The organism is Streptococcus sp. HMSC061E03, from assembly GCF_001813505.1.
Lineage (GTDB): Bacteria > Bacillota > Bacilli > Lactobacillales > Streptococcaceae > Streptococcus.
Window position 1 is genome coordinate 1 of the sequence record NZ_KV812785.1, and the last position, 13,799, is coordinate 13,799.

At 44.1% G+C, this 13,799-nt stretch carries 10 protein-coding genes; 9 read left to right on the plus strand and 1 reads right to left on the minus strand.

Features of this window, described 5'->3' with window-relative positions:
- Positions 1-133 precede the first annotated feature (133 nt).
- The 5 genes from HMPREF2917_RS06515 (at position 134) to HMPREF2917_RS06535 (ending at position 4,277) form a co-directional block, all read left to right on the plus strand.
- A complete protein-coding gene (locus HMPREF2917_RS06515) occupies positions 134-571 on the plus strand; it encodes a zinc-dependent MarR family transcriptional regulator (protein ID WP_070589744.1) in 438 nt (145 codons plus the stop codon).
- A gap of 1 nt (position 572) precedes the next feature.
- Positions 573-1,277 carry a metal ABC transporter ATP-binding protein gene (locus HMPREF2917_RS06520; RefSeq protein WP_003013743.1) on the plus strand — a complete coding sequence of 235 codons (705 nt, stop codon included), beginning with the start codon at positions 573-575 and terminating at the stop codon, positions 1,275-1,277.
- Positions 1,270-2,073, plus strand: coding sequence for a metal ABC transporter permease (locus HMPREF2917_RS06525; protein WP_049506201.1), 804 nt, complete (start codon positions 1,270-1,272; stop codon positions 2,071-2,073). The genes HMPREF2917_RS06520 and HMPREF2917_RS06525 overlap by 8 nt, the downstream gene beginning before the upstream one ends.
- 2 nt (positions 2,074-2,075) lie before the next feature.
- Positions 2,076-3,581, plus strand: a complete 1,506-nt coding sequence (locus HMPREF2917_RS06530; RefSeq protein ID WP_049472598.1) for a zinc ABC transporter substrate-binding protein AdcA — start codon at positions 2,076-2,078, stop codon at positions 3,579-3,581.
- Between the two features lie 138 nt (positions 3,582-3,719).
- A complete protein-coding gene (locus HMPREF2917_RS06535; RefSeq protein WP_049472597.1) occupies positions 3,720-4,277 on the plus strand; it encodes a DUF6287 domain-containing protein in 558 nt (185 codons plus the stop codon).
- Between the two features lie 190 nt (positions 4,278-4,467).
- Here HMPREF2917_RS06535 and HMPREF2917_RS06540 read toward each other — a convergent pair whose 3' ends face one another.
- On the minus strand, positions 4,468-6,543 hold the full coding sequence (locus HMPREF2917_RS06540) for a GH92 family glycosyl hydrolase (RefSeq protein WP_070589746.1): 2,076 nt from the start codon (positions 6,541-6,543) through the stop codon (positions 4,468-4,470).
- A gap of 215 nt (positions 6,544-6,758) precedes the next feature.
- Here HMPREF2917_RS06540 and HMPREF2917_RS06545 point away from each other — a divergent pair, with 215 nt between their 5' ends.
- The 4 genes from HMPREF2917_RS06545 to HMPREF2917_RS06560 all read left to right on the plus strand — a co-directional run bounded on the left by HMPREF2917_RS06545 (position 6,759) and on the right by HMPREF2917_RS06560 (position 13,595).
- Positions 6,759-8,039, plus strand: a complete 1,281-nt coding sequence (locus HMPREF2917_RS06545) for a glycoside hydrolase family 125 protein (RefSeq protein WP_070589748.1) — start codon at positions 6,759-6,761, stop codon at positions 8,037-8,039.
- A 76-nt stretch (positions 8,040-8,115) separates the two neighbouring features.
- Complete coding sequence (locus HMPREF2917_RS06550) at positions 8,116-10,761, plus strand: alpha-mannosidase (RefSeq protein ID WP_031572543.1); 2,646 nt, start codon at positions 8,116-8,118, stop codon at positions 10,759-10,761.
- A 90-nt stretch (positions 10,762-10,851) separates the two neighbouring features.
- The gene (locus HMPREF2917_RS06555) at positions 10,852-11,721 is read left to right on the plus strand and encodes an ROK family protein (RefSeq protein WP_070589750.1); all 870 of its coding nucleotides are present in this window, start codon (positions 10,852-10,854) and stop codon (positions 11,719-11,721) included.
- Entirely contained in the window at positions 11,715-13,595 is a 1,881-nt protein-coding gene (locus HMPREF2917_RS06560; protein WP_070589752.1) for a beta-N-acetylhexosaminidase, read from the plus strand. The genes HMPREF2917_RS06555 and HMPREF2917_RS06560 overlap by 7 nt, the downstream gene beginning before the upstream one ends.
- Positions 13,596-13,799: the final 204 nt, after the last annotated feature.

The window sequence follows — 13,799 nt, forward strand, 5'->3', positions numbered from 1 at the left end:
ACGTGCCGGTTCGACCCCGGCCGCCGGTATAGATTATAAAAGGAGTTTTACTCCTTTTTTTGTTTATTTTTTTTCTTTTTTGTGATATAATTAACCGGTAAAGTTTCTGTTAGTGAATTAGAAGGAGTTTATTTTGTCTGAAGTTGCAAATAAAATCGATCGTTTTTTAAATTCTATTTTATTATTATCTGAGAATCAACATGAGATTTTAGTTGGTTCTTGTACATGTGGTGTTTCATTAACCAACACTCAGGAACATATTTTGATGCTGGTTGCTGATGAATCTCTAACCAATTCTGTCTTAGCTAAGAAATTGAATGTCAGTCAGGCGGCTATCACAAAGGCCGTGAAGCCCTTATTAAGTCAGGGGATGTTAGAGACTTATCGTGATGAGAATGATGCTCGAGTTCTCTATTATCGCTTAACTGAGATTGGTAAGCCAATTGCATTAGAGCATCAGCACCACCATCAGCATACTCTTCACACTTATGAGGATGTTTTGTCGAAGTTTACTAAGAATGAGCAAGGGGTTATTTCGAGGTTTTTAGATTTATTGGAAGAGGAGTTATAGTTTGAGGTATATTACGGTTTCAAATTTATCGTTTTATTATGATCGGGAACCGGTTTTAGAAGGGATCAATTACTACTTAGATAGTGGGGAGTTTGTGACCTTGACCGGGGAAAATGGTGCTGCTAAGTCAACCTTGATTAAGGCTAGCCTTGGGATTTTACAGCCCAAGGTCGGGACAGTTGAGATTTCAAAGACAAATGTAAAGGGAAAGAAGTTAAGGATTGCTTATCTTCCACAACAGATTGCTAGTTTTAATGCAGGGTTTCCAAGTACGGTCTATGAATTTGTGAAATCAGGTCGGTACCCTCGTAAAGGATGGTTTCGAAAGTTGAATGAGCACGATGAAAAACATATTCTGAAGAGTTTAGAATCTGTTGGGATGCTGGAGTTCAAGGATCGGGCGATTGGTTCTTTGTCTGGTGGTCAGAAACAGCGGGCTGTCATTGCTAGGATGTTTGCTTCAGATCCGGATATCTTTGTTTTAGATGAACCTACGACAGGGATGGATGCGACGACAAAGAGTGATTTTTATGAGTTGATGCATCACAGTGCGCATCACCATCAAAAATCTGTTTTGATGATTACGCATGATCCTGAAGAGGTTAACCAATTTGCGGATCGGAATATTCATTTGGTTCGTGACCAAAGCTCTCCTTGGAGATGTTTTAATGTCCATGATACTGAAGGGGAGGGTGACCATGCTTGATTTATTCCAGTATGATTTTATGCAACGGGCCTTGTTGGCTATGGTTGCCATGAGTCTTTTTTCTCCTGTATTAGGGATTTTCTTGATTTTAAGACGGCAGAGTCTTATGAGTGATACGCTAAGTCACGTCTCTCTTGCGGGTGTCGCTTTTGGGCTTTTCCTTGGGATCTCTCCAACGCTCTCGACCATGATCATTGTCATTATTGCTGCGGTTTTTCTTGAGTATTTGCGGACCTTATTTAAGGACTTTATGGAGATCGGGACGGCAATTTTAATGTCCACAGGTCTTGCCCTAGCTTTGGTACTGATGCGTGGTGGTGGGAAGAGCTCGATGAGCTTGGATCAGTATTTGTTTGGTTCTACCCTAACCATTACGGATGAACAGGTGATCGCCTTGTTTGTGATTGCTTTCGTTGTATTAGTGCTGACGGCCTTATTCTTGCGGCCTATGTATATTTTGACCTTTGATGAAGATACGGCCTTTGTGGATGGCCTTCCGGTCCGGACCATGTCCATCTTATTTAATGTGGTAACGGGGGTTGCTATCGCCTTGATGATTCCTGCAGCAGGATCGTTATTGGTTTCAACCATCATGGTCTTACCGGCTAGTATTGCGCTGAAATTAGGGAAGAACTTCCGTGGGGTCATGCTGCTTGCGGTCATTATTGGCTTTATCGGGATGTTTAGTGGGTTGATTTTGTCTTATATTGCAGATACACCAGCGAGTGCCAGCATCACGCTTTTATTTGTGGCCTTGTTCTTGCTTGTGAATCTTGGATCACGTTTGAGGAAGTAAATATGAAATTTAAAAAAATAGGTTTAATGTTGTTGGTGGCTTTTGCCCTTATCTTGACTGCTTGTGGTAAAAGTCAGAGTCAAAATGGAAAATTAAAAGTGATGACCACTTTTTATCCTGTTTATGATTTTACAAAAAATATTGTCGGAGATGAAGGAACGGTAGACCTGCTCATTGGAGCGGGATCAGAGCCTCATGAATATGAATTGTCTGCTAAGGGGCGGGCTATGATTCAAGATTCGGATGTTTTCGTTTATGAGAATGAAAACATGGAAACGTGGGTTCCAAATCTTTTGAAATCCATGAAGGATAAGAAAACCAAAGTGATCGATGCTACCAAGGGTATGGTCTTGCTTCCTGGATTGGAAGAGGAACATGAACACGAAGGGGGCGAAGAACACCATCATGAATATGATCCTCACCTTTGGCTCTCTCCACATCGTGCCATGAAGATGGTAGAGTCGATTCGTGATCAGTTGGTCGCAGCTTATCCAGATAAGAAAAAGACGTTTGAGAAAAATGCCCAAGCCTATCTGAAGAAATTACAGGCTTTGGATCAAGCTTATCAGGATGGATTGAAAGATGCGAAGCAAAAGAATTTCGTGACCCAACACGCGGCTTTCCGTTACTTGGCCTTGGATTATGGCTTAAATCAGGTAGCCATTTCAGGGATTTCACCTGATAGCGAGCCTTCTGCTGCACGATTGCGTGAATTGACAGAGTATATCAAGAAAAATGAGATCAAGGTCATTTACTTTGAGGAAAATGCTTCTAAGTCCTTGGCGAAAACCTTGTCTTCTGAAGCTGGTGTTGAGTTGGCTGTCTTAAATCCTTTGGAAAGCTTGACGGATCAAGAAATGAAAGATGGCGAAGACTACGTGTCTGTTATGAAGGAGAATCTGAAGGCGCTAGAGAAAACAACGTCACAAGCTGGTAAGGATATTCAACCGGAACATGAGGAAGATGCTAAGACGGTTCAAAAGGGCTATTTCGAGGATAGTCAAGTTAAGGATCGTAGCTTAGCAAATTATGTAGGTGATTGGAAATCCGTTTATCCATACTTGCAAGATGGAACCTTGGATCAGGTCTTTGATTATAAGGCAAAATTAAATCCAACTATGACGGCTGCTGAGTATAAGGAATATTATACTAAGGGTTACCAAACAGATATTGATCGGATTAAGATTGATAAGGATTCAATGGAGTTTTATCAAAAAGGATCTTCTAAGAAATATACCTATAAATACGTAGGTAAGCACATTTTGACTTATAAGAAGGGAAATCGTGGTGTTCGTTATCTATTTGAAGCCAAGGAGAGCGATGCGGGAGACTTCAAATATGTTCAATTTAGTGACCATGAAATTACTCCGGTAAAGGCAGCTCACTTCCACATTTTCCATGGAGGAAAGAGTCAAGAAGCGCTTTATGATGAGTTGGAAAATTGGCCAACTTATTATCCTTCGAACTTATCTGGTTTAGAAGTGGCACAGGAAATGCTGGCTCATTAAAAGTTGTATCAAAAGAGAGACTAGGACTGATTATCCCGGTCTCTTTTTGATTAAAAATGGGGAGTGAAGCTTGTCAAATGCTTGAAAATACGTTACAATGAAAGGGCTTTAAATTAAAAAATGTATGGGGAATTTTAAATGAAAAAAGTTGGTGCAATTCTTGTGAGTCTTCTCAGTGTGGTCCTGTTGGTAGCTTGTTCGCAGCAGAGGGTGAGTAAAAAATCACCGGCTTCTTCTAGTCAAACGACGACCTCTTCTGAGGTCAAAAAGACGGCTGCTTCTAGTTCGGAAGTGAAGGAGAAAGAAAAAAAAGAAGAGAAAAAAGAAGTGAAGAAAATGGATCTTGAAGCGATTGCCAATGGAGACTACAGCAGTATTGCTGGTATCTGGCAAGATGATAAGGGAAACAAGCTGGTCTTTAACGACAAAGGGTTGGTCTCACAAGAGTTAGAGGGCTATGGAGCTTCTTTGACGGATTATGGAACAGCATCAGAAGGCATTTATGGTGGTCGTGATGGAGGCTTCTTGTTGGAGTATATTCCTGCAGGAGTGACCATTGGTGATCAGGTCGATGATCAAGGACAAGTCGTCTTTAAAGATACATCAGATGCCTCTAAAAACCGCTTATGGTCTGGTGTTGGTATCGCTAGTTTTGGGGAACAAGGCTCGATCTACTATCATGTAGGAGATGAATAACAGAAAAAAGAGGCTGGGACAAAAGTCCTAGCCTCTCTATTGTTTTTGGATTGTCGAGCAAGACGCAGTGGTTGAGTGGGCTCTACTACGCTGATTTCATCAGCTTATACAGGCCTACTCAACTGTGCGGAGGTGGAACGACGAAATCGAATTCTAACGAATGACCGATTTCTGTCCCACTTTCTTTTTCTTATGCATGTGGGGGGAGCCATGAAAGGTCAAACTGGAGCAATTGGGCTTCAAGGAGATCTTGATGGGAAATCTCTTGTTTCTCTTTGCCATCTAATAGGGCTTTTTGGATGAAATAGGCGCCTGCAGTGTGTGAGTTGGAGCAAATTTTGAGCTCATGATTTGGAAGATGGAGAAGAACTTCTTTAAAGAGAGGGAGGCCCAGATCATAGATTGGTTTTCCTGGGCAGGTTGGGTAGAGTCCAAGGACCGACCAGATGTACCAAGCAGATAGGCTACCGTTGTCCTCATCACCTGGATAGGCTTGGAAATCTTGATGAAAAGCTTGAGAACGGATCTGGTGGATCAGGAGATTGGTGTATTCGGGATGAAGGCTGTGACGGAAGAGGTAGGGAATGTGAAAGCTGGGTTGATTGGAGATGGCGATCTGCCCAAATGGGGCTTGGGCCATTTCACTCATTTCATGGATTTCATAGCCATATCCTCTTACATCAAATTGAGGTTTTTGATTGGCTAGATCCAGCAGTCGTTGGGTAAAGGCTTTTTTACCGCCCATTAGCTCTATCAGGCCGGAGAGGTCGTGTAAGGCTCCAAAAGTAGCCTGGGTTGCAGAACATTCTGCATAATCTCCTCCCCAGCTGGTAGGAGAGAAGGGCTCTTTAAAGTTTCCATTGGTGGATCGCGCTCTCATGAAGCCCGTTTGGGCATCATACAATGTTCGGTAGGAGAGGCTGGAAGTAGCATAGCGAGCGGCTGTTTCTGCATGACTCAATTGCTTGGCAACGGTAGCAATGCAAAAATCACTATAAGCATAATCTAGGCTGTGGCTCACACTTTCGTGAAAATCATCGGGTAGATATCCAAGGGTCTTGTAGCTTTCATTGCCATGGCGACCAAAATGTTGAGTAGGATCTGTTTTTTGGGCCGTTTGGAGCATGGCTGTCAGCATGTTTTCATGTAGGTCTGGTGCGATCCCTTTTGTGACAGCATCCGCAAAGACTCCATCGATGAGGGTACCTGGCATCATTCCTCGTTCATCTGGGGCCAACCATTTTGGTAGAAAACCAGTATCCTTGTAAGTGTTTAAAAATCCTTCGAGAAAGTGACGGTAATAATCGGGGTAGACAAGGCTAAAGAGCGGAAAAGATGTTCGGAAGAGATCCCAGAATCCGATATTGGTATAAGCTTTTCCTGGTTTGATTTCATTATGAGTGACATCCAGGTGCCAGTCATTTCCCTCGGTATCTGTTTCATAAAAGGTTTGAGGGAAAAGGAGGAGTCGGTACAGGCAATGGTCGAAAAAGGCTTGGTCACGCCCTCCGGCATCTTTTACTTCAATTCGTTTTAGCAGCTGATTCCATTGATCGGATGCTTCTTTTTTAGCTTCCTCTAGAGAAAGGTGGGGAAGATGGCTGTGAGCCATGTCTTGGGACAGATAAGAAGTTCCTAATTGGACGGTCACTTCATTGCTAGCAAAGGTCAGAAAAAGATCTTGATCGATGTGAGTGACGCTCTCAATCGGCTGGCTAAATTGCCACTGGAGATAGAAAGAGTATGAAGTATCTGCGGTATGGGCCTGATCCAGAATGTGAAAGTGGCAGGTTTGGTCTGTCAGAGTCAAGTCCTCTAGTTCCTTTGCTGCATGAAAGCAGAGTGTTAGCTTTTCTGGTGCTCGAAAGCGCATGACAGCCCCGTAGCGGCTTGGAACCAGCTCGCTTTGAATCTGATAACGTTCCGAAAAAAAACGGAGGTAGTGAGGCTGGAAAACGGCTTCTTTCATCGAATAACTGCTTTGGCGACGGAAGAGGTCGGAACTTGCAATATCTCCTGTGATGGGCGTGATGAGGCACCAAGCGTAGTCTCCTATCCAAGGACTAGGCTGGTGGGTGAGACGAAATCCCTGAAAAATAGGGAGATTGGGGTTGAAAAACCAAGCTCCTTGTTCGTGTGTCGTCTGGGGAAGGAAGTAGTTCATCCCAAAAGGGACCCCGGTATAAGGGAGGGTATTTCCGTGGGAATAGTGGGGATGATTATCGCTTCCCCAGCGGGTATCGATGGTTTGGCAATGTGTGCGCATCCTGTCTCCTTTTTCTTCATCAACCTTAAATGATCTGTATTTTTTTTTGAACACGCGCTGGTATTTTCTTCATTGTATCAAAGTGTTGTCAAATATGATAGCGTTTTTATCAAATGGAAAATTTTGTAGAAAAAGGGCTATAGTTTGCGTATGTATTTCCCCTTTGAAATCTTTTATACTGAATAGGAAAGAATCGATACGTGTGAGGAAAATAAATGACCTATTCAAAAGAAATTGTGCGAGAATGGTTGGATCAAGTGGCTGAGCGAGCTAAGGAGTACCCTGAGTGGGTGGATGTCTTTGAACGTTGTTATACAGACACTTTGGATAATACAGTTGAAATTTTAGAAGACGGTTCAACCTTTGTGTTAACAGGGGATATCCCAGCTATGTGGTTGCGTGACTCGACGGCTCAATTGAGGCCCTATCTTTATGTGGCAAAAAGAGACCCTCGTTTGCGTCAGACCATTGCTGGTTTGGTCAAACGCCAGATGACCTTGATCCTCAAGGATCCCTATGCCAACTCTTTTAATATTGAGGAGAACTGGAAAGGCCATCACGAGACTGATCACACCGATTTGAATGGCTGGATTTGGGAGCGCAAGTATGAGGTGGATTCACTGTGCTATCCCTTGCAACTGGCTTATCTTCTTTGGAAAGAAACTGGTGAGACTAGCCAATTTGATGAAACCTTTGTTACAGCGACTAAGGAAATCCTTCATCTTTGGACAGTGGAACAAGACCACAAGAATTCCCCTTATCGCTTTGTTCGGGATACAGATCGTAAGGAAGATACGCTGGTAAATGACGGCTTTGGTCCTGACTTTGCTGTGACAGGGATGACCTGGTCAGCCTTTCGTCCAAGTGATGACTGCTGTCAGTATAGTTACTTGATTCCGTCCAATATGTTCGCAGTCGTTGTCTTGGGTTATGTCCAAGAAATCTTTGCAGCATTGAATCTAGTTGATAGTGAGAGTGTCATTGCAGATGCCAAACGCCTCCAAGCGGAGATTCAAGAAGGGATCGAAAACTACGCCTACACTACTAACAGTAAGGGCGAGAAGATCTATGCCTTTGAGGTAGACGGTTTGGGAAATGCTAGCATCATGGATGATCCAAACGTGCCAAGCTTGTTGGCAGCTCCTTATCTTGGCTACTGCGCGATCGACGATGAGGTCTACCAAGCTACTCGTCGGACGATTTTGAGCCCTGAAAATCCATACTTCTATGAAGGGAAGTACGCAAGCGGACTCGGAAGTTCTCATACCTTCTATCGCTATATCTGGCCGATTGCTTTATCCATCCAAGGATTGACAACGACAGATAAAGCTGAGAAGAAATTCTTGCTGGATCAGTTGGTTGCCTGCGATGGTGGAACAGGTGTCATGCACGAAAGTTTCCACGTGGATGATCCAACCAAATATTCGCGTGAATGGTTCTCTTGGGCCAACATGATGTTCTGTGAATTGGTCTTGGATTACTTGGATATTCGCTAATGAGCTGTCGCTTAACAGATTCTGGGAAAGAATCAAAAATATATTTTTAAATTTAAGTTAGAATGAGGTTTTACTCATGGAAAATGTTGTTGTACATATCATCTCTCACAGCCACTGGGATCGTGAGTGGTATCTACCTTTTGAAAGCCACAGGATGCAATTGGTGGAACTGTTTGACAATCTCTTTGATCTTTTTGAAAATGATCCGGAGTTCAAAAGTTTCCACTTAGATGGACAAACCATTGTCCTTGACGACTATTTAGAAATTCGCCCTGAAAACCGCGACAAGGTGCAACGTTATATCGACGAGGGCAAGCTCAAGATTGGTCCTTTCTATATCTTGCAGGATGATTACCTGATCTCCAGTGAAGCCAACGTCCGCAATACCTTGATTGGACAGGCTGAATGCGCTAAATGGGGCAAATCCACTCAGATTGGTTACTTCCCAGATACCTTTGGAAATATGGGGCAAGCACCTCAAATTCTTCAAAAATCAGGTATCCACGTAGCAGCCTTTGGTCGTGGAGTCAAACCAATCGGATTTGACAACCAAGTCCTCGAAGATGAGCAGTTTACCTCTCAATTTTCTGAAATGTACTGGCAAGGGGCGGATGGTAGTCGCGTACTCGGTATTCTTTTTGCCAACTGGTACAGTAATGGGAATGAAATTCCAGTGGATAAAGATGAGGCTTTAGCTTTTTGGAAACAAAAATTGGCAGATGTTCGTGACTATGCCTCCACCAACCAATGGTTGATGATGAACGGTTGTGACCACCAACCCGTTCAACGGAACTTGAGTGAAGCTATTCGCGTGGCCAATGAACTCTTCCCTGACGTGACCTTTATTCATAGCTCTTTTGATGAATATGTTCAAGCAGTGGAAAGTGCGCTTCCTGAGCAATTATCTACGGTTACGGGAGAATTGACCAGTCAGGAAACCGATGGTTGGTACACACTGGCAAATACGTCTTCCTCTCGGATTTATCTCAAGCAAGCCTTCCAAGAAAACAGCAACTTGCTGGAGCAAGTGGTGGAACCTTTGACCATCATTACTGGTGGTCACAACCACAAGGATCAATTGACCTATGCCTGGAAGACACTCTTACAAAATGCGCCACACGATAGTATATGTGGATGTAGCGTAGATGATGTTCACCGTGAGATGGAAGTTCGTTTTGCCAAGGTCAATCAAGTCGGAAACTTTGTCAAGACCAACCTTCTCAACGAATGGAAAGGTAAACTAGCAACTCAAAAAGCCCAGAGTGAGCACCTCTTTACGGTCATCAATACTGGCTTGCATAATAAGGTGGACACCGTCAGCACGATTGTCGATGTTGCGGTTTGTCCATTTAAGGAATTGCATCCGACAGAAGGCTTCAAGAAAATGGCCGCTTTGAGCTTGCCAGACTACCACGTAGAAGATTTAGAGGGGCATCTTGTAGAAGCAGAGATTGAGGACTTGGGAGCAAGCTTTGGCTATACCCTGCCTAAGGATAAATTCCGTCAACCCTATATTGCACGTCAAGTGCGCGTGACGGTTCCAGTTCACCTAGCGCCTCTTTCTTGGACCACCTTCCAGCTCTTAGAAGGCAAAGCACCTCATCATGATGGTCTGTTCCAAAATGGGGTGATCGATACGCCATTTGTAACCCTTAGTATCGATGATGGCTTGACCCTCTATGATAAAACGACCAATGAGGCTTATGAGGATTTCCTTCGCTTTGAAGATCGTGGGGATATCGGAAATGAATATATCTACTTCCAACCAAAAGGAACCGAACCGATCTATGCGGAGTTAACAGCTTATGAGGTCTTGGAAAACAATGCTCGCTATGCCAAAATCTTGCTCAAGCATGACTTGACGATCCCGGTTAGCGCGGATGAACAATTGGATGCGGAGCAAAGAGGCATTATCGAGTTTATGAACCGCAAGGCAAGTCGCTCAGAAGAGCTGACAACGATCCCTCTTGAAACGGAGATGACCATCTTTGTAGATGATCCACAAATTCGCTTCAAGACGCGCTTTACCAATACTGCCAAGGATCACCGCATCCGTCTTCTGGTCAAGACTCACAATACACGTCCAAGCAACGATTCTGAAAGTATCTATGAGGTTGTGACACGGCCAAATAAACCGGCTGCTTCTTGGGAAAATCCTGAAAATCCTCAACACCAGCAAGCTTTCGTCAGCTTGTATGATGACGTCAAAGGGGTAACAGTGGCCAATAAAGGATTGCATGAATACGAAATCCTTGGAGACGATACGATAGCTGTAACACTTCTCCGTGCTTCCGGTGAACTTGGTGACTGGGGCTATTTCCCAACACCAGAAGCACAATGTTTGCGGAACTTTGAGGTTGAATATGCAGTAGAATGCCATCAAGCTCAGGGGCGTTTCTCAGCCTTTCGTCGTGCCAAAGCTTTGCAGACACCGATGACCAGCCTTCAAGTTGAAAAACAAGAAGGAAGTGTAGCAGCGTCTGGTAGCTTACTCAAGCATACAGCCTTGACGCATCCTCAGGTTTGTCCAACAGCCTTTAAGGTAGCAGAAAATGAAGAAGGTTACATCCTTCGCTATTACAACATGAGCCAAGAAAATGTGCGCGTGTCAGAAGGACAACAAACGGTTGTCGATCTTCTGGAACAACCGTATCCGGTCCATACAGGTTTATTGGCACCGCAAGAAATCCGGACAGAATGGATTAAAAAAGAAGAAGTATAGCTGGTTGCAGCTGAAGAAACAATAAAAGGAAAGGAGGAGCGAAAAAGTAAGAACCAACTGCTGACTCGCTCCTTTTTACAGGTAAAAGCAATGACCATTGCAACGATTGATATCGGAGGGACTGGGATTAAGTTTGCTAGTCTCACTCCGGATGGAAAGATTTTAGATAAGGCCAGCACCCCAACTCCAGAAACTCTAGAAGATTTGCTAGCTTGGCTGGACCAGCGATTGTCAGAACGTGACTACCGTGGGATTGCTATGAGTGTGCCAGGGGCTGTTAACCAAGAAACAGGGGTAATTGAAGGGATCAGTGCCATTCCTTATATCCATGGTTTTTCATGGTATGAGGCCCTTTCTCATCACAAGCTACCTGTCCATCTAGAAAATGATGCCAACTGTGTTGGACTGAGTGAATTGCTGGCGCATCCTGAGATTGAAAATGCAGCCTGTGTCGTGATTGGTACCGGAATCGGTGGAGCCATGATTATCAATGGCAAGCTTCACCGTGGACGTCATGGCTTGGGCGGTGAGTTTGGCTACATGACAACTATCGAGCCTGCAGAAAAGCTCAATAACTGGTCACAACTCGCTTCTACAGGAAACATGGTTCGCTATGTGATTGAAAAATCAGGTCAGTCTGACTGGGATGGACGTAAGGTCTACCAAGAGGCTGCAGCCGGCAATGCCCTTTGCCAGGAAGCCATTGAGCGCATGAATCGTAATCTTGCTCAAGGACTGCTCAATATCCAGTATCTCATTGACCCAGATGTGATTAGCCTAGGTGGCTCTATCAGTCAAAACCCAGATTTTATCAAAGGGGTGCAAAAAGCAGTAGACATCTTTGTGGAAAGATATGAAGAATATACAATTGCTCCAGTGATTCAAGCTTGCACCTATCAGGCAGATGCCAATCTCTACGGTGCCCTTGTCAACTGGTTACAGGAGGAAAACCAATGGTAAGTTTTACAGGACTTAGTCCCAAACAAGCCCAAGCTGTTGAAGTATTAAACAATCACATTTCTCTACCAGATGTAGAGGTGGCGGTCGCTCAGTCTGACCAAGCTTCTATCTCTATCAAGGGTGAGAATGGGCAGTATCAACTGACCTACCGCAAACCTCATCAACTCTACCGCGCCTTGTCTGTGCTAGCAACAGCTTTAGCAGAAGGAGACAAAGTAGAGATTGAAGAACAGGCGGCTTATGAAGATTTGGCCTATATGGCCGACTGTTCGCGCAACGCCGTGCTCAATGTCGCATCAGCCAAACAGATGATTGAACTCTTGGCTCTGATGGGTTATTCAACCTTTGAGCTCTATATGGAGGACACCTATCAGATTGAGGGGCAACCTTACTTTGGTTATTTCCGTGGAGCCTACTCAGCTGAAGAGTTACAGGAAATCGAAGACTATGCCCAGCAGTTTGACATGACCTTTGTCCCATGCATCCAGACCTTGGCTCATTTATCAGCCTTTGTTAAATGGGGGGTTAAGGAAGTCCAGCAACTCCGCGATGTAGAGGATATTCTCCTCATCGGTGAAGAAAAAGTCTACGACCTGATTGACGGTATGTTTGCGACGTTATCTAAATTACAAACTCGCAAGGTCAACATCGGGATGGACGAAGCTCACTTGGTCGGTTTGGGTCGTTATCTTATCTTGAACGGTATTGTGGATCGGAGTCTCCTTATGTGCCAACATTTGGAGCGCGTGCTGGATATTGCAGACAAGTATGGTTTCCACTGCCAGATGTGGAGTGATATGTTCTTCAAGCTTATGTCAGCAGATGGCCAGTACGACCGTGAGGTAGAAATTCCAGAAGAAACACGAGTTTATTTAGACCGTCTTAAAGACCGTGTGACCTTGGTTTACTGGGATTATTATCAGGATAGCGAGGAAAAATACAACCGAAACTTCCGTAATCACCATAAGATTAGTCAGGATATTGCCTTTGCTGGTGGTGCCTGGAAGTGGATTGGTTTTACGCCCCACAACCATTTCAGTCGCCTCGTCGCTCTTGAAGCCAATAAAGCCTGCCGTGCTAATCAGATCAAGGAAGTCATTGTGACGGGCTGGGGGGACAATGGTGGTGAAACAGCCCAGTTCTCGATTCTCCCAAGTTTACAAATTTGGGCAGAACTCAGCTATTGCAATGATTTAGAGCGTCTGTCAGCTCACTTTAAGACCAATACAGGCCTATCCGTTGAGGACTTTATGCAGCTGGATCTGGCCAACCTCTTGCCAGACCTACCAGACAATCTCAGTGGGATTAACCCTAACCGCTATGTCTTTTATCAGGATGTTCTTTGCCCAATTCTTGACAAGCACATGACACCTGAACAGGACAAGCCACACTTTGCCCAAGCAGCTGAGATTCTTTCTGACATTAAAGAAAAAGCGGGCGTCTACGCTTATCTCTTTGAAACTCAGGCACAGTTGAATGCTATTTTAAGTAGCAAGGTCGATGTAGGACGACGCATCCGTGAGGCCTATCACGCAGGTGATAAAGAGAGCTTGCAACAAATCGCTCAGGAAGAATTGCCAAAACTCAGAAGCCAGATTGAACACTTCCATGACCTCTTTAGTCACCAATGGTTGAAAGAAAACAAGGTCTTCGGCTTGGATACCGTAGATATCCGTATGGGTGGACTCTTGCAACGCATCAAGCGAGCAGAAAGTCGGATTGAAAACTACCTAGCTGGTTCCATCACATGTATCGATGAACTAGAAGAAGAGATCTTACCATTCAACGATTTCTACGGGGATCAGGACTTCGCAGCCACAACAGCTAATCAATGGCACACCATTGCGACAGCTTCGACCATTTATACAACGTAAAAAATGCCAAGTTGGATGACAGGTATCTCATCCACGGTGGGATAGGAGTAGAAGAGGAACTGTCTTTACGACCACCCTTTTCTACTCTTTTTTAAAGCTATGTCATAAATTTGTAGAATTTTTTCTATAATTAGGAGTTTGAAAATGTAAATGGGCTATCTTATAATAGGTGATGTAAACGCTACCAAAGTAAATAAACACGCT